The 26,309-nt window shown below is 61.1% G+C and carries 26 protein-coding genes; 16 read left to right on the top strand and 10 right to left on the bottom strand.

Features of this window, described 5'->3' with window-relative positions:
* Positions 1 to 242 precede the first annotated feature (242 nt).
* From AC1Q6C_RS30940 to AC1Q6C_RS30930, 3 genes are all read right to left on the bottom strand, one after another.
* Entirely contained in the window at positions 243 to 1,223 is a 981-nt protein-coding gene (locus AC1Q6C_RS30940) for a DUF4192 family protein (protein WP_223304708.1), read from the bottom strand.
* A gap of 214 nt (positions 1,224 to 1,437) precedes the next feature.
* On the bottom strand, positions 1,438 to 2,361 hold the full coding sequence (locus AC1Q6C_RS30935; RefSeq protein ID WP_190287677.1) for a DNA-processing protein DprA: 924 nt from the start codon (positions 2,359 to 2,361) through the stop codon (positions 1,438 to 1,440).
* A 584-nt stretch (positions 2,362 to 2,945) separates the two neighbouring features.
* A complete protein-coding gene (locus AC1Q6C_RS30930) occupies positions 2,946 to 3,950 on the bottom strand; it encodes a DUF3560 domain-containing protein (protein WP_075836477.1) in 1,005 nt (334 codons plus the stop codon).
* A gap of 275 nt (positions 3,951 to 4,225) precedes the next feature.
* On the opposite strand from AC1Q6C_RS30930, the gene AC1Q6C_RS30925 reads away from it, so the two are divergent.
* Positions 4,226 to 4,744 carry a hypothetical protein gene (locus AC1Q6C_RS30925; RefSeq protein ID WP_052416914.1) on the top strand — a complete coding sequence of 173 codons (519 nt, stop codon included), beginning with the start codon at positions 4,226 to 4,228 and terminating at the stop codon, positions 4,742 to 4,744.
* Positions 4,745 to 4,816: 72 nt separating this feature from the next.
* Here the strand turns inward: AC1Q6C_RS30925 and AC1Q6C_RS30920 are convergent, their stop codons facing one another.
* The 5 genes from AC1Q6C_RS30920 to AC1Q6C_RS30900 form a co-directional block, all read right to left on the bottom strand.
* Positions 4,817 to 5,446: a hypothetical protein gene (locus tag AC1Q6C_RS30920; protein ID WP_075836479.1), complete on the bottom strand. Its 630-nt coding sequence runs from the start codon at positions 5,444 to 5,446 to the stop codon at positions 4,817 to 4,819.
* Positions 5,446 to 6,057 (bottom strand): terminal protein, encoded by a 612-nt coding sequence (locus AC1Q6C_RS30915; protein WP_075836481.1) that lies wholly within the window; start codon positions 6,055 to 6,057, stop codon positions 5,446 to 5,448. Before AC1Q6C_RS30915 ends, AC1Q6C_RS30920 begins: the two co-directional genes overlap by 1 nt.
* Positions 6,057 to 11,459 (bottom strand): telomere-binding protein, encoded by a 5,403-nt coding sequence (locus AC1Q6C_RS30910; protein WP_075836483.1) that lies wholly within the window; start codon positions 11,457 to 11,459, stop codon positions 6,057 to 6,059. The genes AC1Q6C_RS30915 and AC1Q6C_RS30910 overlap by 1 nt, the downstream gene beginning before the upstream one ends.
* A gap of 255 nt (positions 11,460 to 11,714) precedes the next feature.
* Positions 11,715 to 12,017 carry a hypothetical protein gene (locus AC1Q6C_RS30905; protein WP_075836485.1) on the bottom strand — a complete coding sequence of 101 codons (303 nt, stop codon included), beginning with the start codon at positions 12,015 to 12,017 and terminating at the stop codon, positions 11,715 to 11,717.
* 453 nt (positions 12,018 to 12,470) lie between these two features.
* On the bottom strand, positions 12,471 to 12,809 hold the full coding sequence (locus tag AC1Q6C_RS30900) for a hypothetical protein (protein ID WP_030537743.1): 339 nt from the start codon (positions 12,807 to 12,809) through the stop codon (positions 12,471 to 12,473).
* Here AC1Q6C_RS30900 and AC1Q6C_RS30895 point away from each other — a divergent pair.
* Positions 12,808 to 13,086 (top strand): hypothetical protein, encoded by a 279-nt coding sequence (locus AC1Q6C_RS30895; protein ID WP_075836487.1) that lies wholly within the window; start codon positions 12,808 to 12,810, stop codon positions 13,084 to 13,086. The genes AC1Q6C_RS30900 and AC1Q6C_RS30895 overlap by 2 nt on opposite strands.
* A gap of 175 nt (positions 13,087 to 13,261) precedes the next feature.
* On the opposite strand, the gene AC1Q6C_RS30890 is transcribed toward AC1Q6C_RS30895, so the two are convergent.
* On the bottom strand, positions 13,262 to 14,224 hold the full coding sequence (locus AC1Q6C_RS30890) for a ParA family protein (protein WP_030537745.1): 963 nt from the start codon (positions 14,222 to 14,224) through the stop codon (positions 13,262 to 13,264).
* A gap of 233 nt (positions 14,225 to 14,457) precedes the next feature.
* Here AC1Q6C_RS30890 and AC1Q6C_RS30885 point away from each other — a divergent pair, with 233 nt between their 5' ends.
* Positions 14,458 to 14,949: a hypothetical protein gene (locus AC1Q6C_RS30885; protein WP_143542649.1), complete on the top strand. Its 492-nt coding sequence runs from the start codon at positions 14,458 to 14,460 to the stop codon at positions 14,947 to 14,949.
* A 69-nt stretch (positions 14,950 to 15,018) separates the two neighbouring features.
* Here AC1Q6C_RS30885 and AC1Q6C_RS30880 read toward each other — a convergent pair whose 3' ends face one another.
* The gene (locus tag AC1Q6C_RS30880; protein WP_030537746.1) at positions 15,019 to 15,711 is read right to left on the bottom strand and encodes a hypothetical protein; all 693 of its coding nucleotides are present in this window, start codon (positions 15,709 to 15,711) and stop codon (positions 15,019 to 15,021) included.
* Positions 15,712 to 16,603: 892 nt separating this feature from the next.
* Between AC1Q6C_RS30880 and AC1Q6C_RS30875 the strand changes: the two genes are divergently transcribed.
* From AC1Q6C_RS30875 to AC1Q6C_RS30815, 13 genes are all read left to right on the top strand, one after another.
* Entirely contained in the window at positions 16,604 to 17,107 is a 504-nt protein-coding gene (locus tag AC1Q6C_RS30875; protein WP_143542648.1) for a hypothetical protein, read from the top strand.
* Positions 17,108 to 17,112: 5 nt separating this feature from the next.
* Complete coding sequence (locus tag AC1Q6C_RS30870) at positions 17,113 to 17,820, top strand: SAF domain-containing protein (protein ID WP_051720975.1); 708 nt, start codon at positions 17,113 to 17,115, stop codon at positions 17,818 to 17,820.
* A gap of 4 nt (positions 17,821 to 17,824) precedes the next feature.
* Positions 17,825 to 18,673: a P-loop NTPase family protein gene (locus AC1Q6C_RS30865; RefSeq protein ID WP_075836489.1), complete on the top strand. Its 849-nt coding sequence runs from the start codon at positions 17,825 to 17,827 to the stop codon at positions 18,671 to 18,673.
* Positions 18,670 to 20,358: a TadA family conjugal transfer-associated ATPase gene (locus tag AC1Q6C_RS30860; RefSeq protein ID WP_083954822.1), complete on the top strand. Its 1,689-nt coding sequence runs from the start codon at positions 18,670 to 18,672 to the stop codon at positions 20,356 to 20,358. The genes AC1Q6C_RS30865 and AC1Q6C_RS30860 overlap by 4 nt, the downstream gene beginning before the upstream one ends.
* Before the next feature lie 2 nt (positions 20,359 to 20,360).
* Positions 20,361 to 21,248, top strand: coding sequence for a type II secretion system F family protein (locus tag AC1Q6C_RS30855; protein WP_075836491.1), 888 nt, complete (start codon positions 20,361 to 20,363; stop codon positions 21,246 to 21,248).
* Positions 21,245 to 22,150: a type II secretion system F family protein gene (locus tag AC1Q6C_RS30850; RefSeq protein WP_030537752.1), complete on the top strand. Its 906-nt coding sequence runs from the start codon at positions 21,245 to 21,247 to the stop codon at positions 22,148 to 22,150. The genes AC1Q6C_RS30855 and AC1Q6C_RS30850 overlap by 4 nt, the downstream gene beginning before the upstream one ends.
* Before the next feature lie 235 nt (positions 22,151 to 22,385).
* Positions 22,386 to 22,619, top strand: coding sequence for a hypothetical protein (locus tag AC1Q6C_RS30845; RefSeq protein ID WP_030537753.1), 234 nt, complete (start codon positions 22,386 to 22,388; stop codon positions 22,617 to 22,619).
* Positions 22,620 to 22,748: 129 nt separating this feature from the next.
* Positions 22,749 to 22,895 carry a hypothetical protein gene (locus AC1Q6C_RS30840; RefSeq protein ID WP_155277957.1) on the top strand — a complete coding sequence of 49 codons (147 nt, stop codon included), beginning with the start codon at positions 22,749 to 22,751 and terminating at the stop codon, positions 22,893 to 22,895.
* A gap of 27 nt (positions 22,896 to 22,922) precedes the next feature.
* Positions 22,923 to 23,348: a TadE family protein gene (locus AC1Q6C_RS30835; RefSeq protein ID WP_030537754.1), complete on the top strand. Its 426-nt coding sequence runs from the start codon at positions 22,923 to 22,925 to the stop codon at positions 23,346 to 23,348.
* Positions 23,349 to 23,446: 98 nt separating this feature from the next.
* On the top strand, positions 23,447 to 23,587 hold the full coding sequence (locus AC1Q6C_RS30830; RefSeq protein WP_155277958.1) for a hypothetical protein: 141 nt from the start codon (positions 23,447 to 23,449) through the stop codon (positions 23,585 to 23,587).
* Between the two features lie 167 nt (positions 23,588 to 23,754).
* Positions 23,755 to 24,201, top strand: coding sequence for a TadE/TadG family type IV pilus assembly protein (locus AC1Q6C_RS30825; RefSeq protein ID WP_075836493.1), 447 nt, complete (start codon positions 23,755 to 23,757; stop codon positions 24,199 to 24,201).
* Complete coding sequence (locus AC1Q6C_RS30820; protein WP_030537757.1) at positions 24,198 to 24,653, top strand: pilus assembly protein TadG-related protein; 456 nt, start codon at positions 24,198 to 24,200, stop codon at positions 24,651 to 24,653. Before AC1Q6C_RS30825 ends, AC1Q6C_RS30820 begins: the two co-directional genes overlap by 4 nt.
* 97 nt (positions 24,654 to 24,750) lie before the next feature.
* Positions 24,751 to 26,309: LysM peptidoglycan-binding domain-containing protein (locus tag AC1Q6C_RS30815; protein ID WP_492667013.1), on the top strand; the 1,559-nt coding region annotated here is incomplete at its 3' end.

The raw sequence follows: 26,309 nt of genomic DNA, 5'->3' as shown, positions 1-26,309 counted from the left end.
GCTACGGCCCCGAAGGGGCCGTAGCTCCGGGCTGCGCCCGGAACCGGAAGGGCGCGGGCGGCAAGCCGCCCTGATGACGGAAGTCCTACGCGCTGCGCGCCGGACTCGTGGCTGCTTTTCGTTGTGGCAAAAAAGATTCCAAGAGAAGGCGCGCACAAAAAATGTGTGCGCTGTTTCGGTTGCGGCGCAATCGAAAGTGGTGGTGCCATCCTTTGGCTGATCGGGACGGCACCACCGAATCGTTATCTTCCGGTTCGAGTGCTCGCTGTTACCGCCGCCGTGCGCAGTTGGTCCCAGAGTGCCGGATTCATTCCGAAGTCGAGTGCGCGCTCGAACAACTGCCCGAAGGAATGAGCCGGATCGAGAGTGCGCCCCACGATGAGGGCCTCGCGAGAAAGCGCCGCATGACGCGCCACCCAATGGAATATCGCGCCGATGATGATCACCGGACCGGCAAGGTTGGCGGGCAGTAGTGCCCCTACTTGCCGCAACATCTCAGCGGCGGCATCGGCGTTCTTGTCCGTCACATGTACGAACAACAGATCACGGACAGTCACATCGTGCATCGCGGCCGCGATAAGCGCTGCATGTTCGTCCGTGACGACGATTCCCCCGTCATTCTTTGCACGACCGATATACGGCGCTAATCCACTGGTGAACGCGAGTTCGGCTGCCCCGCGTGGATCCATGGCCGCCAATTTCACTCGCTGCTGATCGAAACCTTGCGCGACCGTTGCGGCGCGCTCTGCGCCGAACTGAGCTGGTTCGAAAGCTGCGCGCATCTGCGCACGAGTCTGCAGCGTGGCCACGCCGAGTGACTGCGCCTCCAACACGATCGGATGCGACCGCAAATCCATCTGGTCACCGGCCTGCAACGCGAGCGATCCGACGCCGTGCCACCGGCGAACGACACCCTCGGTGAAGACGTACACCGGTGTAACCGCATCCGGTCGGAACTGCTCGAACACCTCACCCACAGCATCGCCACGCTCAACCGGCCCGAACACCACTACCAACATTTCGCGGCACTGGGCGAACGGAGTGGCGCCCTCCAGATTCGCCAGAACTCGCGCCGACTCGACATCAGTCAGCTTGATCATCGCAACCGGCATCGGCTCGAGATCGAGGGCGATCACAACCACCTCATCGACAGGAATATGACCGCCGAGCGCAACAGCACCGGCAACGCAATCGGACGGCGAAGACAAACGAAAAGTACTCACAGGTAACCCCTTTGGGTCGTGGGGGTGCGCTGGTGAGGCGCACCGGACTAGGACAACACCGATGACACTGCCACATGCCTCCGACAAAAAGAGCCATGAACGGCGGTGAAATGCCGCCTGCCCTCGCCGTGCCGGGGGCAGGGCGAGACGCGAGAAAGGCCCTGGTCCAGAGGGTGCGGACCAGGGCCTTCCCCGCGTCTGCGGGGATCGGGGTTTAGGCGATCGCGGCGACGACGTCCGCACTATTCGTCACCAAGGCAGCGTGACCCTCCCTGATCGCTCGGTGACACCCTTCGGAGGCGGCCGAGGTCACCGGACCTGGTACCGCCAGCGCGGGTCGGCCGAGCTTGGACGCCCACGTCAAAATGTCACGAGAACCGCCGCGCCAACCGGTCTCTACAACCACCGACGCCTGAGACAGGGCGGCGATCAAGCGATTCAGCGCGAGCGAACGATGCCGAGAGGGGACCGAGTGTGTGGGCGGGTACTCACTGACCACAAGGCCGCCATGCTCCGAGATGTCTCGGAACATTCGCTCATGTGCAGCGGGATGAGCCCGGTCGATGCTTGCTGCTGTGACTGCGATCGTCGCACCGCCCACTGCCAAGGCAGCACGATGTGCGGCAGAAGCAATTCCGAAGGATCCTGTCGAAACGACAGTCCAACCCGTAGCGGACAGGTCACCGGCAATCTCGGAGGTCACATGTTCGCCGTATGCCGTCGACGCCCGGCTTCCCGCGATCGCGATCATGCCCCGATCGGAGTGCAGGGAACCAGTGCCGAGGACCCAGAGTCCAAGAGGGCTCACATCATCCCCGTCTGCGCCGGTGAGGGCGCTAAATCGTTCGCGTGGCCACTCTGCGTCGTCGGGAGTGACGAACCGCCCGCCGAGATGCTCTGTGGCCTCGAGGAACTGCGCGGCCCGATCGCCTCGCCGTAGATCCTCAGATCCCAGAGGCAATCCCTCGACGGGCACTCGGTCCCTAACAGCTGCTGCAGCCTCTTCGACTCCGAGCTCCTCGACCAAAGCGACCAACGCCGCGGATGGCCCGTCCGAGACCACGGACAAAAATGCCCACGCCTCACGCCTGCTATCGGAAATTGCACTATCGACACTCGGTACTGAAACAAACACCACGACAGATCCCCTTTGAGTGGGCACAAGGTGAGCTGGTCATGCTCACCGAAGACGAACTAGGACAGCACAAACACTAATCGACAGCACCGACGGAATTGGTCTGAAACGCCACTGCCCCTCGCCGTGCCGGGGGCAGGGCGAGACATGGAAGAAGGCCTGGTCGCGCGGTTGCGCGACCAGGCCTGATCCATGGGTGGTGGCCGGCGAATCCTCGGGATGGCGCAGGCTCCGCTATATCGCAGCGACGCTCTCCGCTGTCATTGCTCCGACCGCAGTGCGCACTAGTAGCGAATTGGTTCCCTGTGCCTGTGCGATCCACTCCGACTGTTCACTCTCATTGAGTGACAACCATTCTCGCGACGTCAACACCGAGCAGTCGAGTGCTGCAACAACCGTGAGTGGTGTGAGAAGCCTCCAAGCGGCTAAACGATAAACATCGGCGAACTGTGCATTGACCGGAGGCCACTGCGCATCTGGGTACAACCTCGAAAAGGACTGCGCTGCAATATCCTCCACTGCCGCAGTAACCGGGTAGTGCCGAGACTGTCGAAACTCTCCGCTGTGGATTTCTGTTCGATGATCACTCATGAGCGGATCTCCTCTGAGGCGGTTCCGGCCGCCGCGGTCTGCGCACCTTCGTCGGGACGTTTATGCCCGCTGAGCTTGTGGTACGGCATGGTGTCAGTCCAACTCCCCCCGACTATGGAAGGAATCGTCACAGACTTTTTGTTGACCCGGACAACCGGGTACCAACCTCCGGACCACTGGACGAGATCGCCCTTCGAGATCGTGTCGGGACCGTAGTTCGTCGCCTTCCCGGATTCGATTTGCTGAGCCCGGACCGCTTCCCAGTAACTGATCTGGTCCTCGCGCTCGGCGATCCTGCTTTCGAGCAGTTCCCGGTAAGCGCCTTGCGCAGGTGGGAATTTCTCGACCTGCTTGGTGTCGCCCAGGACAAACAACGTCCGTTCATGTCCGTCGCGTTCGCGCTGGTCCGCCCGCTGATCGGCGTGCAACTTGTCGATGCGGTTCTTCACCGTCACAGGGCTGTAGCGAGCCTCTGTAGTCGCAGCTGCGGACTCTGCACGTCGTTGCGCTTGCCGTGCATCATTCTGGGCGGAAACTGCCTGACCGAGCCGCCTGTGCGCTGTATCGAGTGCTCGGCGATGGCGCTGTTCGGAATGATGACCGATCTTGATCGGCTCTCCCCCGGGAGGCAGCGCTTCGACCGCGCGATGTTCCGCCTTCCACGCCTGTTCCGCTCTATCCGAGCGGCGTTCCGCCTTCTGCTCAAGTGCAGCGACGCGCTCCGCCTGCCGATCGATGCGATCGGCTTCAACCTCGACCGCCGGCCTAGCTGTGGCATCGATTGAAATCTCGACCTCGAAACCCTGCGCCCGTAAGGCATCTGCCGTCATGTCGATCAAGCGAACACGGGGCGCTCGATCGCGACTCCCCCGCATTCCCCACATCGCAATGCTGCGAAACCACCGCCACCCGTGCGCCCGTAGTACCTCGCCGGAACCGTCACCGCGGGAGGTTCCATCGATCAACGTGCCATCAACCGCGCTGTGCGAAATCGTCAACATGCCAACTCCAAAATAACCGGTAGAGGGAGGATGGTCAGTCCGCCCACACTTCACTAGGACACTGATCATTCTACTGCCTGACCTGCTGATATATGGGAAACTTTCGATGAAAATGCCCCTGCCCCTCACGGTGCCGGGGGCAGCGTGAGGGGCAGGGGCAGGGGGCGGTAGGTTGTGTTCGGAACCCCGCAGTTTCGGCCCTTAGCCGACATGTGTGTGTTGAAGTGGATGAGGGTATTGAAACGGCAGTAGTACAGAGGATGAGGATCCCACCGATGACGCAGCAAGAGCCGTGGCGCAGGATCTCCAACCCTGTTGATTTGCCGGCCTTTAGCGGTGCCGCCGACCTGCGAGTGCTTGATGCAGAGGTTTTCGAATGCATCCTTCGTGACCACCTGATTCCTCGATCCTCAGAGCGAAAGTACAACGCGCACTGGCGAAACTTTTGGAATGTGCTGGCTTTCGACGATGAATTGGCGGATCGGGCGACGGCCATCCTCGAAGACTTCGTGGATCAAGCCAAAGCAGCTCTCGACGCAGGAGAGTTGGATGACAAACAACAAGGCCGCGCCAGGAAATTCATCGACAAATCAGTCATGGCGCTCGACCGAATCGACAAGGCAGAGGATGCGCCTCTGGCCTGGATAGGCGAGCGGGCAGCACAGTTCAACCCGCGATCACGCGAGGTCATAGAAAAGCTCGTCCAAGCCATCGCGGAACACCGCAAGACTTTGGACAACGAAAAACTCTGGCGAGTACTCAGACGCGTGGGACTGGACCCGGACGCACGCTGACCTCTCATTGATCGCGGTTTTCACCACTGTGGGGGCTTTTCCAATACGTCGGTATCGCGACGTTGGGTGGTGTCAGCGCAAAGCCGCGGCGACAGCGATCTGCGAAAGATCCACTGTTGGACCGTCTTCAGCCCAGACTTGAGTCCTACCGACTGCCAGGATCTCGCGAGAAGGCAAGACGCACCACGGCTCGACACGTGAGAGCACCTCGTGAACGAGAACAGTGGCGTGGAACCGTGTCGGTACGGTGGTGACGTCGAGCAACTCACCTCGCCGCCGCAGGTCGGCAGTCGATCGAGCAGTGCCGTTACTGATCACCACTTGCCGAAGTGCAAGACCGCGTAATGCGAGTACTCCGACGACGTGCGGTTCGAGCCAACCTTGTTCGCGCCATGCGGGAAGGATTCCTCGCCCTTTGGGTAGAGAGATTTTCACGATCGCTTCACGTGCATAGTCAGCAGCCTGTTGTGATCGCTCCTGAGTGTCGGCCGGCGGGCGGCACAACTGCAGAAGTCTGGTGTGCGGAATCGCCGCGTTCTGGCGATTGCTGCCCGCCATCCAGCGCTGGACGGTGCGAACGCTGACGCCGGCGGCATGTGCGACGGCAGCCGTATCGACGTGGCCGGCGAGGGTACGCCCGTAGCAGGTCCCCAACATCGTCTCGAGGCGCTTACGCGTCCACCGAGGGGCCGCAGGTGCCATCACGGGCGATCGATCCCCATCTCGTCGATGCGTTCGAATTCCCAGCCGGCGACATACTGCTCGTCGGCATGGTTCGTCATCCACGTGGACACGCCTTCATCGCCGTTCTGCTCGAACGCCGACCACATTGCTTCGACATCGGCAGGGGTGAGTTCGAGTTGGATCTGGCGGTCCCGCTTGTAGGTCTTGCCGGCGGCGCTCGGACCTTGATGGCCACGTATGCGAAGGTGACCACCCCGATTCGCGAGTGCCTTGCCCTTCGGCGTCCCTCGAAAAGATGCCAGCGCAGCTTTGCGGCCGCGCTGTGTCGTGGCCGCTTGCCGCGATTTCTTTGCGAGTTTCTGCAACGTGTCGGCTTTGGGCTTACCGATCCGCTGGCGTCCTTCAGTTGCTACCCACCGCTGAACCGTACGTTGTGTTACCCCAAGATCTTTGGCGGCATCTGCAGTGTTGAGGCCACCTCTCTTGTTGAGTCCATAGGCAGCGAGCAATAGTCCTCGAACGTCCGGAGCTGCTCGCCCGGGTGAGACCGAGGCGCCGCTTCTTCCAGTGAGGGCGCCGAAGATTTTCGACCGGCGGCCAGGATCTTTGTTCGTGTTCTTGCGCGCCATCACTGATCACCGCCCACGGTGTAGTCCGCGGCATTCCAGTCCAAATGGAGTTGGTCTTTTCCTCGGTAGCCCTTACCTGTCAAGAACTCGACCTGATCGGCGAGCAAGGCCGAACCTTCCCATTTGTACTGGCCGAACCCGCGACCCAACGTCTCTTGCTCTCCCGGCCAGGATGCGATCGGATCAGGATTGTTGGAGACGTACAGAACGGTGTCGTTCGAGATGGCAACTGGCCACCTGTCGCTGGCCTTGCCGATCTTCACCACGCGGCGCAGGATATTCGCTCGGGCTTTCGCGATGATGTGATGGCGCCGTTCCGGTGCATAACCCGGCCGGCCCTTCATGAAATCGCTACTGCCGAGCATGCCCAGAGTGCGCGTGTAGACAACCTTGAGTTGATCGCGGGCGAGTTGAGCATCGGGATCGGCAAGGTCCAATGCGGTACGCGCATCGCGGATCCGCTTGTACCAAGGATCGAGAACTCTGCCGTGCTCGTTCCACACGTACGCCTCGATAACTTCCGGCTCGTATCCGAGTTCGTGGGCGTACTGCATGGTCGGCGTTGTGACCCATTTGGGCTCGTTGATCGAAAGCCCTCTCGGGTTCAACGGATTCGGGTACCGCCAGTCCGAGGATTCCGGAATCTCGATCTTCCAGTAACCAGGCAGAGATTTGTCGAATACTGCCCCGCTCTCGTGATGCTGCGGATCTCCGATTCCGAGTTCGAGGCTGGCGATGCCCGCGGCGTGGGATCCGCCTCGGTCATACGCGTGGATAAAGAGATGTTCGGCCTCATCGGCGGTCGGCGGCCGTGACCAGTCGATGTCGGTTTCGGTGTTGCTCATCTGGGAGGGTGGAATTGGTTGTGACGGAGCGAAAACCGTGTCTCGTTCCCGTGAGCGAGTGCTGATCATGAGATCGAATCCGGTCGTGGACGCAGACATTGCCCACGGGAACTTCAACGCATCGGCGAATGTCGCCAACCTCGACGCCAGCACTGCTGGTGTCGGCGCATCAGCGAGGATTGGCATGTCCAATTCGTCCTGGCCCATGGCGGAGACGAACGCGACCCAGACGCCGCGCTCGTCGCCATGCCATACCCGCGTCCACGTACCCAGGCGATCGCCGAGCTTTCCGCCCAGCGACCACCCTTCCTCCAACGCTTCAGTCACGAAAGGGATCCCTGCAGTCAACGAGCGCATTTCTTCAGCGCGCTTGCGTGGATCGTCCCCGAGGGCGCCCGTCTCGATCCCGAACTGACGTGCCATGGCATCGGTGATCCAGATCTGTCCTGGTTCACTCCACCGCTCGTTGACTGCGGTACCGAAATTCTGTGCCCGGATGACCTCTGCGATGTGTCCGACATGGAAGATCGGCCCAGGATCGACTACCTCACCGCTCGGCAGCCACAATCCGTCGACGTCGAGCACCCCAGCCGGGCCGATGAACTTCGGTCGTGCCACAGCAGCGCCGGATGGCGACTTGGACTTGCCGGGAGACAACGACGTCGTACCTGTGCCGTCAATCGGTGCTGCGCTCGAAACCGAATGTGCAGAAAGATCAGTGGATTGTGCTGACACCGGCGACGCGTTTTGCACCGGATTTCCGCTATGGACGCTTGAATGTAGAAGGGCGGCACGCTTTTCCGATGTACTTCCGAGCCAGCACGGAACGTGCATCGCGTTTCCGTCGAAGGTGAAAGGCGCAAGCTCGCCACACACCAGGCAAGCCTGGGCCGGTGACATCGGTTGAGCGACTGCCTTGTGGCCGTCGGCATCGTAATAGCTACCCACCTGGAACTCCTCCGAAATAGCAGGGCTGGTCAGGCTCTGCACGTGCTTGGACACTGTGGACTGTATGTCATCGCTACGACCATCCGGCCCCATCGCCAGCAGATCGACAAGGTCCAGCGGCCGATCCGGAGATACAGAACCACCAGAATCGGGATCATCGATCCCCGGCCCGCCATCCCCGATCGGGCTGCCACCACCGTCAGGGCCGGAACCATCGATGCCATCGATATCGTCATCGCCGAGGTGCTCGCCGATCACCTTCCACAACCGCAGCGCAGTCAACCTCTGACGTCGATCTTCACAATGAATGGTGCGCTGAACCGTGTACCTGGGTGTTTTACCTGCGCGTTCCTCGCCGATCAGGATTCCCTCGTCGTACAACGCACGTAGCGCCGTACCTCGATCGATTTGCGGCGCATCCGACATCGACTGTGCTGCCGATTTGAGTACCTGCTCGAGCGCTGTCGATTCGACGAGCAACTGCGCTTCGCCGTCCCGCGGAGTCGGATCCGTCAGCACATAGCCGAGCCGGATTCCGCGAGCATCCTCGCGGTACTTCTTCACGTCCTGAAACTCGCCGACGAGAGTTCGCTTCCAACCCAAACGCCCAGCCAACGGCCGTCCCGGAGCCTCACCGGTACGCACATCGTCGACGTACGCCAACCCGGTTCGCAGAGCATGCGCAATCAACTCTCGCACCCGGGCACCTGTACGGGAAGGAAGATCCGGATCAGCTGCTGCAGTGATGGCATCACGAAGACCGACATGAACAAGCTCGAGCGTGTGATCGACCTCTGCCTGGGTCAAGGCTCCGATATCGAACAAAAAGCGCGTCATGGCAATCCAGCCACCCCAGACAGCGCCGACGGCTTCGGCTTGCCGGACGCTCTCACCGTGATCGCGCAGCGACTCTGCGTATGTCGCGGCCGCCCCGAACGCCAACTCCCGGATCTCTTCCAGCCTGCCCGCCAGATATTGCAGGAACGACGCCATCAGCAAAGCGCGCCCGTGACGACTTTCGGTCTGGTCGAGTGCGATCAACTGGTCGAGTTCAATTTCATCAGACTGCAACGGCACAGCGAGCATGCGCTGCGCTCCTGACCCTGGACGAGGCATCACCTCGGACGTCACAACCGCCGATGCCCTCGGCGGAGTGCCGTCGAGAATGCCCAAACCATCTCGTGTCGAACGCGACCGTTGCTCGCCGTTGTGCACCATACGCGCGAATTCCTCGAGCGATTTCTGCGCTGCACCCCAATCCCGAGTCGGCGCGACGTCATCAGCCCAATAGAGTGCATCCTTCGCCGAATTGAGCTTGATACGAAGAGCATTGAGGGTATCGCCGTTCCCGGACATCGACGATGCCGGACGGCGGCGATCCCACAGCTCACCCCAGTGGTGCATCGCAATCGAGGTAAGTGAGGTCTTGTACGACCCAGGCGAACCCACAACCAGCAGCACCCACGGGTTCGGGCCGAGAGCGGACCGATAGACATGACCGAGCAAGGTCGCCGAGACCCGCGCCGGAATTTTGGTCAGCATCGACCCGGAATGAGCGAGGAAAGCTTCGCGGAGCCGCGACGCGTCTTCCACAGGTGCCGGCAGGTCGTAACGAGCAAGAGGTCCGCTCAGGAGGACCGGCGCGACCCGGGCGCCGTCGTTGCTGATTGCACCCCCGGCATGAACGAAGAACCATTCACCTTCAGGGGTGCGTCGCCATCCAGTGGAGCGGAATCGAACTGTGCGGGTGATGGTTCCACCAGCAACTTTGAGCGCGTCGCGAAGTTTCGCGATCCCGGACGGTCGTGAATCGTAGGCGGGCGGACCGGGCAGAGACTCCACCCAACCGCAATCACGGAAGTCGAGCGCAGCGATGCGCAGCCGCATGAACTCCCTGGTGTCCGGGTGTGTGTAGCCGATGATGACAGCTGACAATTGCTCCGGCGCTGGAGGATTCGCCTCCTTCTGGCCGACGATTCCTTCACGTCCCATCAGCTCGGGAACATCGACGTCCAACGAATCATCGGTAGCTTCGAGATACTCCATCTCCACGATCCGGGCATCAAGACCCAAAACCAGTTTGGCGTTCTCCTCGCCGTCCTTGGTTGTGGTGATCTCGACCAGCTGCATATCGACGATCCGATACGTCGGCGCTGAGATCGCGGATCCGCGGCGAATAGTCGAACCGCCGATGGGGGCAGCAGCACCCGCTGCGAAGACACCGGTCTCGCCGGCCTTTCGCTCAGCCGCTTCTGCCTCGGGGACCGGCTCCTCGTCGAGCGCGGGGACGATGTCGATCTGCTCGTCCGGATCCTGAAGCAAGGGAGGGACCGGCAATTGAGCGACATCATGGGCAGCGCGTGCGGCGCTGCGTGCCAGACGCCAGATCGCAACAGCTTCATCAGCCGCCTGACCCGCCCATTCACTTCCCTCTGTTGCCGCCTGCAGACGGCAACGGTCGACAGCTTCGCTCAACGACTCGAAACGGAGCTCGGACTCCACAGCCCAACGCTTGGCGCGCTTGAGCGCAAGCTCGGAAGACTCTGCATCGGTGGCCAGCGCGGCGTGCGCGGCGGCCTCGGCAGCAGCTTTCTCAACCAAGACATGTTTGCCGCGCACAGCACCTGCATATGCATGCGCCGCAACCTCCCCCACCCTGACCTCGATGAAGCCACCGAGCTCTTCGTCGCACTCCCACAGGCCGCCGTGCACATGGTCAGTGAAATCGCTCTTCGGATCGAGTGTGGCGGGCACCAGCAGTTGCACATGTGCGCCCACTCCCCCAAGCAAGGAAGCGAGATCGATCCCACGATCCCACCCGGCGTCGTCACGATCGAGCACGACTCGGACAGTGGCATTCTCGAAAACGGCGGCGCACTCCGCAGGAAAGCTTCGCCCGCCCTGCGCGTTCGTGGTGGCGACAAGACCGACCTGCTCGGCGGTCTCGACATCTTTTTCACCTTCGACCAGCCACACCGGAGTGCCGGCTGAGATAGCGGCGAGGAGCTGTGGAGTCCGGTAAAGGACCGACTCGAAATCGCGGGGCTTTTGCTTGACCCGTCGCCCCAGCGCAGAGACGAACACCTGCCGAAACTGCTTGTGCCGGCCGAGCTCGCAGCTGGAGCATTCTTCCCTGACAACCTCCTGGACGAGCGAGCCCTCGGCATCGACGTACGGGTATGTCGCAACCGGCACCCATTCGTGCTCAATCTCAGGGCCTGCAGCTTTGGTGACAATCGACTTCGGGAGGGCCCCGAGCTTGCCTCGGCGCCGGCCAGCGGTTCGCTGTTGGGCCGATCGACCAGCTAACGGATTTGCCGAACTACGAGGGGGAAGAGGTTCGTCGAAGAGATCTGCTGTGGAAATCCCCAAGGCATCGACGATGTCCTGGGCACTTGCCCCGCAGCCGTGGCATTTGAGGAGTACTTTTCCGCCGGCACCATCATTGGTCCAGGTCACTGACAGTGAGGCATTCCCGTCATCGTGAACGGGGCATCGAGCTGAAAGCTGAGTGGAGCTACGCACCTTCATGCCACCCGAGGACTCGAGGAGTCCCCGGATGTTCTCCATCGACCACATGTGGCCGCGGTGCGCGGGTGAGGTCGTCATCGGTCACCGACGGGTGCTTGTGTCGTAGACGACACTGCCCACAAAGGTAGTGCCCCTACGCAGGGGTGAGCTACCATGAAGACACACCGCTCCTTTCATCAATCGAATTGAGCAGATACTCCAGCTGGAGTACTGCACACCGGTCGCTTTCGCTCCGGTACCAGTTCCTTTCCTGAATTGAACGGATGAATAATTCGAGAAAAGCCCCCCCTCCTGCCGCCAAGCACGGGGGGTTTTTCGCTGTCTAGGACGAGGTCATGTCCCCACCATTCGCAATTGTTGGGGCCGAGATCGACGTTCGACTGCGGCAACCAATCGATCGACCTGATCGTCGCTGGACGTGTATTGACGCGGGTCGAGACGATGCAGCGATTCCGGGTCGAGCTGAACGATGATGTAGTCGGGCACGTCGAAGCCATGAACGAGCGCAAGGACGAGTACTGCGTAGTCACCAGACGGGAGACCGACCTCCCGGGCGCGCTGCTCGTAGATGTTGTGTTGACATTCAGGCGCCCGGGTTGCAATGAACCCACGCGGCCCCTTGTGTGGACGTGCCATAGCGCAACCTTAGGTCCAATTCGTATCTGATAGCGATTACTCGGATTCGTGGGTGTGTCGCTTGCCAGTGCGGTACTCATGCTGACTTCTCTCCCGCCTTCCCTCGATCGGAGAAACTCCCCTCTCAAAAGAGAGGAGGTCCCCGTCGCCCGCTCCTGTGACAGCTCAGCCGAAAATCTTTTCGTTCAGTCTGCGCACGCGACATGACATCTCTGCACGCCCAGTTCTCAGCAGCGCTTCACGCAGAGTCAAATCTCCCCGCGTATTCCTCTACGCGCGAACCTTCGCGAAAATGTGTGGGGAGCGTGGGGAGTGGCAAGAAATGCCAGGTCAGAGCCTATAAAGTGCTCCCCACCAGTATGGGGAGCATGGTGGGGAGCATGGTGGGGAGCATGGTGGAAGACGCGTCGAACTGGTCCACCAGTGATCGGGAAAGAAATTTACGAACGGGGACTAGCTCGCCCGAGTCCCGAGCTGAAGCTGCAATGCGACAGCCACCACAACACTTCGGGACGGTGCACCGAACTCCGCGACCTTCTCGTCAAGCCAGTCACGTTGAGCCTTGGTGAACCGGAGCTGGACCTGGATCCCTCCGCGGATCTGAGGGGATTTGCGGCGCTTGGGCAAGGAACTGCCGGCAGACTTATTCGCCGCCCCTTGCCGGAGAATCTCCCCGACGTGGTCGATGTGCTCGTCGAGCGCGGCCTCCGCAACGTCGGCGTAGGTTCCGCCGATCCGACCCTTTTCAGCCTTGAGCGCAGTCAAGGTCGCACTGTCGATGTAGATCGGCATGTTCTCGACTGCATCCGCAACGTCCGCTGAACTCTCTGTCGACGACTCGGCGGGCTTCGGCGCTGCCGACGATGCCGGCGATGCTGCGGGCGACTCGGCTGGCTTCGGCGCTGCCGGCGATGTTGCAGGCGACTCGGCGGGCTTCGGCGCTGCCGGCGATGTTGCAGGCGACTCGGCTGGCTTCGGCGCTGCCGGCGCGCTCGGAGCGGCTACAGCGTCTCGGGGTTGCGTTGGCGCGCTCGTCGCGACTGGGTCCGGCGCGTCGTTCTCTCCCTGAGGTGCAGGGTTCCTCGGTTCCGGGGTCTGTACGGCTGGGCGAACAGGTGAAGTAGCGGACGGGCGCGGCGCACGTGACGGCGGAAGGAAATTCGCAAGGCCCGCTCCCCTTCTGCCTGGGCCGCTGGGCGCGGAGAACGCATCTTCGAGGCTTTCGCGTGCAACCTTGCGTGAAGTCATGACACAGCCTCGACTTCCTGATTGATCTCGGTCAATTTGCCGATGATTTCCATCGTGAGCTTTTCGTAGTCCTCGGCGAGCCCAGTTGCATTGCGCGCCAAGAAATCTTCTTCAGGCTTAGTTCCCGCTCGGAGTGCCTTGAGTCGACCCTTCTGCGCGGCAGCAGCTTGAGTTTCGAGCTCGTGGGCGAGGATGCCGTGTCGGCGCAAGTCAAAGCCGGCCGTCTCGAGGTACCGAATGTAGGTGTCGAAGACGGGAGCAGATTCCCCGATGATTTCGTAGACAGAGTCTCGAACCGCGTCTTCGAGTCGAGAAGACCGGGAACCGATGCCGAAGAGGACGACGCCGGCGAGACGAAGGTCAGGATTGACGCGCCGAGCTCGTTTGAACCGCTTCGCGATGCGGGTGAGGCCGTCGAGGCTGCCCTCGTCTGCTCGCGTGGGAATTACCACGCCCTGGCAGCAGGCCAGCACAGCGTCGAGGATCATGACGTCGCCCGGAGGAGTGTCGAACAAGATGAGATCGTAGTCGGACGCGATACCAGAAAGTGACCGGAATAGCAGGTCACCGAGTGTTTCAGGTTCCCCGTCGTCGTCGCCGTGTGACCTGTTTGCGCGTGAAAACATCAGACCCTGGATGTCGGCGAGAGTGGGCCCTCCCGGAACTACGTCGAGACCTGGCCGGACGTCTTTGAGTAGCGGCGGCTCAGTGCCGGTGATGAGGGCGTTGAGCAAGTCCTGACCGTCGGCGACGTCGTATCCGAGGTCGCGGGCGAGATTCCCCTGAGGGTCGAGGTCGAGGATGAGGACTCGCCAACCACCAGCGGCTGCTAGTCCGCCACAATTGGCACTCAATGAGGTCTTCCCTACCCCGCCTTTGCCGTTGGCGAAGGCGATGGTGTTGGGGATCTGCTTGCTGATTGCAGTTTCGGAAACGGCTGCTGCGATGTTCTGGGCCATTTGGTCACTCCGACGTTGGTGAGGTTTCGGATAAAGAATGTCTGCCGGATTTCACGCCGCACAACGCGTAGGACATCGCGTGTGATTGATGGCGGTAATTACCGGGCGTGTTCACGCTGTAGTACATACAGGAATTACTGCGAGGAACCGCGCGGTAATACGTGCGTGAATCGCTGCCTGCATACAGGTAGTGAATCACGGAGGAAAACTACTTGCAAGTCCTACGTGAAAACATGCAGGTAAACACGGTGGAAATCACGCCAGAAACCACGCCGGAATTATGGCGTGAATGCGTGCGTGTGTTTCCGTACGAACCGACGCCGGAAGCTGCGACGGAAGTGTCGCCACAAGACGGGGTGGAAAGCGCAGGAGAAACCTCAGCGGAACCGCCGGAGGAACGCCCACGTGAAATCACGGCGGAATGCCAGCCAGAAGCCCTGCGGGAATACGTGCCGGAAACGGCGGTAGTCGCCACGCCTCAAAGGGCAGTGGAAGCAACAGGGGAACGAAAGCCATATCCGATGGCGGAGAAGGCAGGAGCACCAACAGTGGAACCCGAAGTAGAAGGCGCAACAGCAGGCATGACGGAACCGGTGCCGGAAGTGGCGGCGGATGAAGGCGGAGAAAACCGGAGGACTCGCTGTGGCCGGCCCGACGCAATTCGGGCCAGATCACCCCGGCGTAGTCGCGCGGGCGATATCTCCGTCCACATCGAGACGAATTGAACGGCATGCGCGATGACGGAACTCGCACCATAAACTAGGGTATAAAACTGTTTGACCTGCGAATACTAGTCAATTTGTGAGTGGGGAGAAAGCCTGACGAGGTACCCGGCGAGGATCTCCAGACGGCCCGCGTTCGTGTCGCTGACTGCTGATCCGATTGCTGAGGCCGACCTCGGTCGTCGTATGCAAAGCCTGAAGAAGATCCGAGGTCCGTACGTGTGGTTGCAACTCCACGACGAGGTCGACGAGCGTGTCCTCGAGTAGTTCTTCGGCAGCTCGATAGAGCTTCCACAGTTGGGATAGTTCCCACGCCAGAAGTAAGGGACTGGCGAAGAAGAATCCGGCACACATCTTTCTGATCCTGCGGACTTGAGGATTGCTGAATTGGCCGGCGACGCGAGGGTCGCCCCAGCGCGCGAAGTACGAGCTGGCTGCACAGTCCACGGCGGTCAGATCCAGCAGTGCGGCGATGTCTTCCCAGTGGCCTGCTCCCAAGCCGTACCGGGCCTCCTGCAGGGCCAGCCCGAGTGCACGCTGGCATGTCATCGAGTACTCCGACAGGGCGAGGCGGTATCCCTCCAGATCGCGCAGATCGGCGACGGTCCGGAATTCTTGACATCCTCCGGTGAATTCGGTGGCAACCAGAAGGGCTTCGGTGCCGTCCCAGCGGAACTTCGATTGTTTGTACACCTGTCGATGCCACGCCAGATCATCGATCCAGTGCGCAGGTTCCATGCGCGTCGAACCTAGCGGCAGGGGCATGCCGTCAATGATCGCAGCAATACGAGCCGCTGTCACGAGGAGTGCGGACGGACACGAGGCGTGAGTCAGCGAGCGAGCGGACGGTGGTCATTCGGTCGTTGACTGCGGGACGGTCGACAACCAGTAGCCCACTGGAAGGGTTACGGAAGGGCTCGCGCTGATGTCAGGTGGACCATTGGTGGGCGCATGGTGGGCGAATGGTGGGCGTGCGGTGACGTAGTGGGGAGGTGTCTTTGTGGCGCGAGCGGGCCCTCGGTTGGGTGTGTAACACCATGTTGTCGGGGCCAGGGGCAGACATATGCCAGGGTCAACCGTTCGGCGATGTGTGAACGGACGCTGCCTGTGCTCCCGTGGTGGGAGAAACCGAGATCGACCGAATGGGGACTGAAGTCCTTTTCTTCGTCAATTCGCTTGCGGTTATGCAAATTTCAATCAAATTCCGTGGCCGTCCAGTCGCCTCGATGTCGGGTCATCGACGGGCTGAATTCCGGCGACAGGGCCTCAATTGACGCCACATCGGAGTATGTGTGACGGATGTTACACAGGCAGTGGAAACCCTGTTCTACCACCGAATTGCGGGTTGTTTGGGATTCCATACGAACCGCGCCGTTTATTTGCCTCTGTCAGATAACTGCAGGTCAGATTAGGGTGCTTGCGATGGTTTACCCGCTTTGCAACGTTCTTCCTATTTGGAGCGGGTAACTGACGTGTTCGTGGTGTAACTACCCGCCGCTATACCTAGTCGTGTGGCACAAGGTCAGGGCCACACGCCACACGGCCGAAGCGATAGGCGGATACAGATGATTGAGCAATCAGGAGACGATCACACGTCTCAGCGGCAACCTGAGCGCCTTTCTTCGCGCGCCTACGGGATCAGTCACGGGGGAGTGCGATGAGCTCCCCACGAGCCACTGAGCCGACACTCTCACAAGGACTCCCCGGGATGCGTCGCCGCCACGAATCCCTCGAAGCTGACTTCGCCACACCAGCGAGCGCTACCTATGCGCTCGTGCCCGACGACGACGATCTCACTGATCCCGTCGTGTCCTCGAATGTCCATCTGCCCACTGCCATCGCCGCACAGTTGGCCGAAGCGCGAACCGAACGTCGGCTGACCACCGGCGAATTCATCATCTGGGCGATCGAAGAAACACTCGATCATCTCAACGACTACGTCCACCCCGGTGGCGTGGTCGGCGGGCGCCTCTTCAAAGCCAGGGGAGTGGGATCGACATCGCCGGCAAAAGTCCCCACCACGCCGGTGGCCTATTCCCTTCGCGCCTCCGACTTCGACGTGCTCGACGAACTGAAGAAGTCCTTCGCCGCGCGATCCCGGAGTCAACTCATCACTGCGGCACTGACCGCGCACTTTCAGCTTGAGACCGAAAAGGACTGAAACCCATGGTTTTCGAAAAACTCCGCACGACAGCAAAGTCCAAAGCCATCGGGGAAGACGTCGATCCGGACAACCCCACCACCCGGCGCGGTTCAGACTTCACCGCAACCTCGAGAACGAAAGTTCGGCGCCGCCCGATCTTCCTCGCAGCCGGCATCGCCTTAGTCGTCGTCTTCGTCATCGGAGCTGTCGCCCTGGTCAACGGAATGCGTCAAGTGACGAATGTACTGGTGGTCTCGCATGACATCGCCCAAGGCCAGCAGATCACCTCGCAAGACCTCACCACCAAACAAGTGAACGCCGACGCTGGAATCGCCTCCGTCGCAGTGGAAGACAAAGCCTCCGTCGTCGGCCAGGCAGCGGCCGTACCGATCCCCAGTGGCACCGTTCTGAACCCCAACGCAGTGACCACAGCTGTCATCCCCGGCAAAGGCCTGACCCTCGTGGGTGTCACCGTCAGCTACTCGAAACTACCCGCCGAACCGCTCCGAGCCGGCGACCAGGTCCGCATCGTCGACACTCCCCGGGACCAGGATGATTCCCCAGTTCAGGGCCCTATAACCAGCAAAGCGCAGGTCGTTTCGACCAGGTTGATTCCGGAAACGTCGGAAACCACCGTCGACGTTCTGGTACAGGCCGACGAAGCCTCCTGGGTATCGGCGCGAGCAGCGACACGGCGCGTCGCTATCGTGCTCGACACCAGAGAGAAGTAGTCAAATGTTCGTCGTACTCGCGTCGGCAACCGGCGCTCCTGGCGTCTCGACAACCGCCCTCGGGCTTGCATTAAGTTGCGAGAGCGTCGGCGTTCTCTATGTCGAAGCCGATCCCGTCGGTGGATCGCCCTTGCACAGCGGCTATTTCAAGTCCTCCCGAGAATCCGCACTCGCTCGCGGCCGCCGATCACTGATCAACCTGGTTGAACCCGCACGACATGGACAGATCGGGCAAGCATTCGGCGCCCAGACACTGAACATCCCAGAGACCAATGTCTGGGCCGTGCCAGGACTCAGAACTGCATCACAAGCAGATTCCATGACCTCCACGTGGGGACCGCTCGGCGCGCACCTGCGCACAATCGATCGGAATGGAGCGACAATCATCGTCGACGCCGGCCGAATCGGACATCGTTCGGGGCCACACGACCTGATGGTGCAATCCGACCTGATCCTGGTAGTAACCCGAACGAGCGCAACAGCTCTCGGCTCACTCAAGGGCGTACTCGACCAGTTGCGCGGCCAGCTCCGAGCGATTCGGTCACCCGCAGCACTCGGGCTCGTGGTGATCGACGACAAGTACTATGGAGCCGCGGAGATCGCAAAGTCTTTCGGTGTCGATGTCGCCTTCACCCTCCCCGATTCCCCGAAACACGCGAAAATCTTCTCAGAAGGTCACCAGCTCACCAAGTTCCAGAGAACCCAGTCCCGATACCTGCGGAATCTCGAAGGTGCATGGCCGAAGATGCAGACCTACGTCGAAGAACATCGGCCCGAATGGGTGAATGCGTCCCGGAATCAAACACTCCCGAGCAACCCGTCAGCCCGTGAAGCCCTTGGAGAGCCGTCATGACAGACCGCAACGAACAAGACCCGGCACGCGTTCCACTCTGGTTGGTACTGAACGAGGTCGACGAAGCCGACGCCTTGACGATCGACCAGCAGTCAGCCCCACAGGTTGCACCAGGGGCCCACGAAAACGCTGACGCTCACCCCCTCGGCGCGTCAAGCTCCCATCCCCAGCATCGTAGTAACAGTGCCGCGGCCAACCTCCTCAGCGCCGCAGGTCACGGCAATGCCGCCCCCGTCTCGGCCGAGCAACCCTGGCATGCTCCTCCCATCCCGAAGAACACTGCGAAGCCAATCGATTCCGCAATGAATGCTGTTGCGTACCGGCGTCTGGTGCGCAAGCTCGTCGACGAAGCCTCACAAGAGCTCACGTCAATCGTCTCCGAGCGAAAAGCAGACGTCGCCTCCGAGGACGCCCCCGACACTCTCCTTCCGTACACCAAAGACGAAGAGCAGGCCAAGGGCCGCGATATCATCGCCGACAAGGTCAAACGCCACATAGCCGCGGGAATCGAAAGGGGCTCCGGCGCAATCGATCCAGGCGAAGAGGCGCAACTCGCACAAGACGTCTACAACACCATCTTCGGGCTCGGCCCCCTTCAGGTCCTCGTCGACGACCCGAGCATCGAAAATGTTCTCCTCACAGGCACCAGCGTCCTCGTCATGTATCCGGACGGTCGTATCCAGAAGCGCCCCAACATCTTCGACTCCGACGAAGAACTTATCGACTGGCTGATCAACCTCGGTCAACGCGCTGACGGCGGCGGCCGCACATTCGCAGTCAACAATCCGCATCTGCGACTGAACCTTCCCGGCAACATCCGCCTCTCCGCGATGGCATGGACCGTCCCCGAACCCCATGTCGCGATCCGCCTGCACCGCCTCAAAAACATCACACTCGACACCCTCGTCGGATACAAAGTCATGCCCGACCTCCTGTCCCAACTGCTCACCGCGATGGTTATCGGCGGAGCATCCATCGTCACGTCAGGACCCATGGGCTCGGGTAAGACAACGCTCACCAGAGCGCTCGCGAACGCCTTGCCGGTCGAAACTCGAATCGGCACAGCCGAAACCGAACGAGAACTGTTCCTCCACGACATGCCCGGCCGTAAAGGGTTCGTCGTGCCGGCCGAGGTGATCAACGGCGGTGGGGAACGAGACTCGACGACAAACGAATTCAAAGGCGGCACAGACCTGTCCGCCATCCTCTACGCGTTCGTGCGCATGCACCTCGAACGAGTAATCGTCGGTGAGGTAGCAGGCAAAGAGATCATCGCGATGTTCAAAGCGATGCAGATGGCCAAAGGCTCTCTCTCCACCACCCACGCAGACGACGCAAAAGGCGCGATCAACCGCCTGGTTACCGTGGCTCTCGAAGCAGGCGTCACCGAACGCTATGCCATCCGACAGGTCGCCGCCCACATCAACCTGATCATCCAGCTCGATACGTCCTACTCCGTCAACGACGCCGGTGAACGTGTCCACACCCGCTACATCAGTGAAGTGATTTGGATCGAGCCGGGGGAGGAGGGCATGCCGGCAGTATCCACGGTCTATCAAGGCCGCCCCGGCGGCACCGGAGAATACGGAACCCTGCCCCCCAAACTTCGCCGCAAAGTCATCGAAGGCGGGTTCCCCGAACACCTGATCCCGCTCCACTCACTGGAATTCGAGGAAGGACACTAACCATGTACACCCTGATGGCAGTTCTCCTCGTCCTCCTACTTCTGGGCGCTCTCACACTGATCTACCACGGCTGGAAAGACCGCAGAGACCCCACAGCCCCCCAGAAACACCGCCGAACCACCATCCACATCAGCCGAAAGTATCGCCTCCTCATCATCGCCGGCACCCTCGTCGGCGCGCTGACCTGGATGGTGAGCGGATGGTTCATCGCACTACCCATCAGCCCCATCGCATTCGTCGCTCTGCCTTACCTTCTCGGCAAACCAGCAGCCGAAGGGGAAATCGCCAGACTCAACGCCATGGAAGAGTGGGTGAGAAACCTCAGCGGCGTACTTGCTGTAGGAACGGGCATCGAGCAAGCAATCATCGCCACCCACAAAGCGATGCCAGAAGCCCTCACCGACGAAATCAGCCGACTGATCCAAAGGCTCCGCACCAACACACCGATCAACGACGCACTCCGAAGCTTCGCAACTGACCTCGACGACGCCACCGGCGACCTCATCGTGGGATCACTCATCCAAAGCGCCGCCATCCGTGGATCCGGACTCACCGCAGTCCTCGACCGACTGTCCCGGTCAGTGGCCGAAGACGTCAGGAACCGCCGAGCAGTCGAAGCGGCACGCAAAGGCAGCCGCACCACCGCTCGATGGGTCACCATCATCACGATCGGTTTCATCACAGGCCTCTTCGTTCTCACCGACTACATGGCCTTCTACAAAACACCAGCAGGGCAACTGATCTTCGTCGTCGAAATAGCCGCCTTCATCGGATGTCTCCTCTGGATGAAGAAGCTCGTACAACCACCGAAACTCCCGCGATTCCTCGGAACGACCCGCAAAGCGGCGAACGAGAAAAGCGAGAGCTTCATCGAGGGAGTTCTGTCATGACATTTCAGATCCAAGCCGCCCTGTTGGCGGTAGTTCTCTGCGTCGGACTCATCTGCCTGTTCCTGCGTTTCGCACCAGCACAAGCATCTCTGTCCGAAGTGCTCGACAACCTCGGCGCCCACCGCTCCACCGACAAACCCGCCGACATCAACGTCGACGAATCCGTTCGAGGAAAAGTGGGAAGGCGAGTACTCCCGTACACCGCAGACTCCACGATCCTCAAAATTCCTCGATCAGATCTCGCGATCCTCAAAATCGAGGTTCCATACTTTCTCGGGGACAAGGTTCTTTCTGCGCTCCTCGGCCTACTTTTCTTCCCCGCCGTCAATCTCATGCTCACGATCCTCGGCCGCGGGATCCCCTGGGGCATCCCCGCAATCCTCTCCCTCGCCATCGCTGCAGCGTGCTTCGTCGCCCCAGACATCGAAGTCCGGAAGAAAGCTGCCGTAGCCCGTGAGGAATTCGGCCGCTCCCTCGGCGCCTACATCGAATTCGTCGCACTCAACCGCACAGGCGGCGTCGGAGCCGTGCAGAGCCTTGAAAGAGCCGCAGCAGTGGGCGACAGCTGGGTCTTCCGGCGCCTCGACGAAGAACTCATGCGAGCTCAACGATCCGGACAAGCGCCGTGGGACACCCTCACCCGAATCTCCGGCGAACTCGAGCTACCCGACCTCGCCGACCTCGCCGACATCATGACGTTGACCGGCGAACAAGGAGCATCGGTCGCCGTCACCCTCAGCGCCCGCGCATCCGCACTGCGAAACGCTCAACTCTCCGACGAACTCGGCAAAGCCGGCTCCTCGACCGAGAAGATCCAAGCTCCCCTCGCGCTCATCGGAATCGTCTTCATGATCATGCTGTTCATCCCAGCCATGTCCAGCATCATTCTCGGATCGTCCTGAGGAAGAGTCCAATGGCAACTATTCAATTACCGCCCCAAAGGCGCACCAGCGACCAGAGTGCGAACGCCCCACCAGCGCAAACACGCATTCTCGGCAGTACCCCCCAACAATTCCGCGCTAACCTGCAAACGCCAAGTTTCTGCCTACTCAAAAAAACTTTCACCCAGGCGGTCACAGCGGCACACGAAACGGACCTCTTCATTAGTAGAGGGAAAAACAAACAGGAGGAACCCAGATGATCACCAATTTCGCCCACCGCGCACAGCGCGCAACCACCGTCACCACCCTCGCTGGCATCGCGATGATCACCGGATTCCTCGATCGAGCCAGCGGATCCAACCGACGACGTTCTGACCGCGGATCAATGCTCGAATACGTCATCATCGCGGCCGGCGTGGTGACTCTCGCAATCGCAGTCGTCGCATACATCGGACCCGTTGTCATGCGCTACCTCAACCAGATCCAGTAGCAACCCCACCAGGTGCAAGGGTGGATCGCCGCAACCCTCCTGAAACCCCAGGAACACAAACAACGCGTTCCTCCGACGATCCACCCTCACCAAAAAATTCGAGCCAGCGATGCAGAACGGAGCGAGACGATGACACTCATCAACCGCAACCGGCACAACGACAGCGGAAGCATCCTGCGTCTCTGGATCATGTCCGCAGCAGTCTGCCTCATCGCGATCTTCGTCCTCATCCAGCTAGGCCCAACAGTTCAGCGTTACCTCGCAACCATCGTCTGAACACACACCAACGAAGGAGGGGCGATCATGCGGCCACCCACAGCAACACCACTCGCACGCTTGAAGTCTCGGCTCGGCAACGACCGCGGTGGCGTTCTGGAAACCGTCATCATCTGGCCAGTCGTCCTCCTACTGTTCTTCGGCGCAGTCCAAGGAGCGTTGTACTTCCACGCCCGCAACGTAGCGATGAAAGCAGGCGAAGAAGGACTCCGCCAAGCACGAACACAATTCGGCACATCAGCAGCAGGAACAGCCGCCGCCTACGGATTCATCGCACAGACCGGCGCCACAGTCCTACGGGGCCCCGCCGTCACAGTGACACGCAACCAACGCGAAGCCGCAATCCAGATTGTGGGACAACCGATCTCGCTCATCCCCTTCCTGAACCTGACCATCAACATCGATCAAAGCGCACCCGTCGAACGCATCACCAACCCCGGAGACCTCTGGTGAGCGGCCACCGCCCGGTACCGGCCCGGACGTCGGAAACTGTCAACCACAGCGGAGGGAAGGTCACCGCAATGACGGACTCACTCAGGAATGAACAGACCGTGGATGAGAACAGTCGCCTATCCCTCAAAGAAGTAATTTGGGGGATCCTGTTCACCGGATCCATTACCGCGGCTCTCTACTTCTACAGCCCAGACGCGATAGTCACCGTCATCCTCGGAACCGGACACCCCATCCCATGAACCCGACACACGCGCGTCCTACGAGCGGAGAAACCTATGATGCGAACACGCAGAAACTGGCTCCTCGTGGCCGCATCCCTCTCACTCTTTCTCCTAGCCCTAGGGGTAACGACCGGATTCGATCCCGACATCCTCTTCCCTTACCGGCCTCTACCGTACTGAACGCAATGACCAACCTACGCAAACGAATACACGCCAACGACCGCGGCGCCGAAACCCTCGAACTCGTCATACTGACGCCATTCATCCTGCTCCTCATCGGCGTCATCATCGTCGGCGGCATGGTCACCATGGCACACCAAAAAGTCGAACACGCCGCAGCCGAAGCATCCCGATCAGCCTCCCTCGCACGAACAATGTCCCAGGCCACCACAAGCGCAACCGAAGCAGCAACATCGGACCTCGCCGCAAAAGGACTCAACTGCGTCAACCTCTCCATCAGCACCGACGCCAGCGGTTTCCGCACCCGCCCCGGCGTGAGAGGCACCGTCCAAACCACCGTCACATGCGACGTCTCCCTCGACTCACTCGGCCTCGTCGGAATCAGCGGAGTCCGCACCATCCGCCACACAAGCTCCTCACCGATCGACACCTACCGAGAGAGAGTCCGATGAACACACTCATCGCGAAACTCCGCAACAAACAAAACGACCAAGGATCAATCGTCCTCTGGGCAGTCATAGGAGCATTCGCTCTACTCCTCGCCCTCGGCCTCGTCGTAGACGGCGGCGGAAAGCTCCACGCCAAACAACAAGCCCAACTCGTAGCCGAAGAAGCAGCACGCGCCGCAGGCCAAGCCGTCATCACCCCACTCGCCGCACGCGGAACAGCCGTCGTCGTCAACCCCGCAACCGCCATGATCGAAGCGCAAAAGTACCTCAACGCAACCGACATCAAAGGCGTAGTCGTCCCCACCGGCCCCAACACCCTCCTGATCACCACGACAGCGCACTACACACCGAAAGTCCTCGGCCTCATAGGACTCGGAGAACAAACAGTCGTCGGAACAGCACACGTGAACCTCAACCGCACCAACACCGGCGCCGGAGCAATCGGCGCACCATGAGCGAACCCGGGACCCGGCCCCACCCCGCCCCCGCGCACCCCAGCAGCGAAGGCATCACAACCCCCACCACTTATCGAACGAGCGAGAGGACCACGACGTGAACGTCGCCGCAGCCCGCCTCAAAGGCCTGCTCTACCTCATTGCACTCCTCTCGCTCACCGCCGGAATCCCGTTCGCGCTCTACACATTCGCCGGAAACCCACTCGCCGGCATCACCAGCCTGACCCTCGACACCGTCAAAGAAGCACTCACCACCCAAGACGACGGAACCCTGTTCCTCTCCGCACTGACGATCATCGGCTGGATCGCCTGGGCCACCTTCACCTACTCGATCATCATCGAACTCGCTGCAGCACTCCGCGGCGTCAAAGTCAGACGAATCAAAGGACTCCAGCTCCAACAACACTCGGCAGCAATACTCGTCAGCGGCGCACTCCTACTGATCACAGCCGGCACAGCAACAGCCACCCCCGCAGCCGACATCCTCGGACCCAACCACACCTCACCCACCTCGATCAGCGCACCCGCCTTCCTCAACGACACCCACACCCAGACCCCACAACAGAACGCCCCCTCCTGGACGAAAACACCAGCACAGACAGCTGCCGGAACAACCATCGTCACCGAATCGGGCGACACACTCTGGGGCCTCGCCGAACGGCACCTCGGAGACGGAACACGCTATCCGGAAATCCAGTCACTGAACCAAAACGCAATCCCAAACGAAGCCTGGATCGACGCAGGCCTCACGCTCACACTGCCTGCAGCACCCGAGAAGCAGCTCGACGGCGCCTACACAGTAAAGGCCGGCGACACACTGTGGGACCTCGCCGAAACGTATCTCGGTGACGGTTCCCTCTACCCCCAAATCCACGGCGCCACCGGACCACTGACTACAGACGTGATCCAGATCGGCCAACAACTCTTCCTGACGCACACCTCCATCAGCGCAGAAGAAGCTCCGCCGGCAGTATCACCCACCCCCGCGGAGGAATCGTCCGCACCGCAGGCCGCCCCCGCACCTGTACCTGAACCTGAACCGCAGCAGCCCGCGCCCGAGTTGATCCCGGACGTCGCACAGGCACCTGAGGATGCAGCACCGGCAACTCCTGAAGTGGCCCCTCAGGCTCCAACCGCCGAAGCCGCAGAGGCCCCCGCAGCCGAAGCACCCGAGGCTCCCGCTTCATCTGCACCGTCCGAGGCAGCAGGGGAGCAGTCACCGTTGGTGGTTCCCGATGTTCCCGAGCTACCGGAGCTGGTGCCCGGTGGCGACGAGATGGCTCAGGCCGAAGCGCGTGCCGCGGAGGAAGCTGCCGCGCGGATCTTCGGTATCGAGATCCCCGGTGCTCCCGCTGCAGAAGCCCCCGCACCCGAAGCTGCACCCGCGCCCGAAGCTGCACCCGCGCCCGAAGCTGCACCGGCGCCCGAAGCTGCACCGGCGCCCGAAGCTGCACCGGCGCCCGAAGCTGCACCCGCGCCCGAAGCTGCACCCGCGCCTGCACCCGAGTTGGTTCCGGACGTCGCAGAGACCCCCACCGCACCTCCGGAGGCTCCCGTCTCGCCTGCACCGTCCGAAGCGGCAGGGGAGCAGTCACCGTTGGTGGTTCCCGATGTTCCCGAGCTACCGGAGCTGGTGCCCGGTGGCGACGAGATGGC

The sequence above is a fragment of the Rhodococcus sp. MT28 genome (genome assembly GCF_058792695.1).
This window is presented reverse-complemented; position numbering and strand designations above follow the sequence as displayed.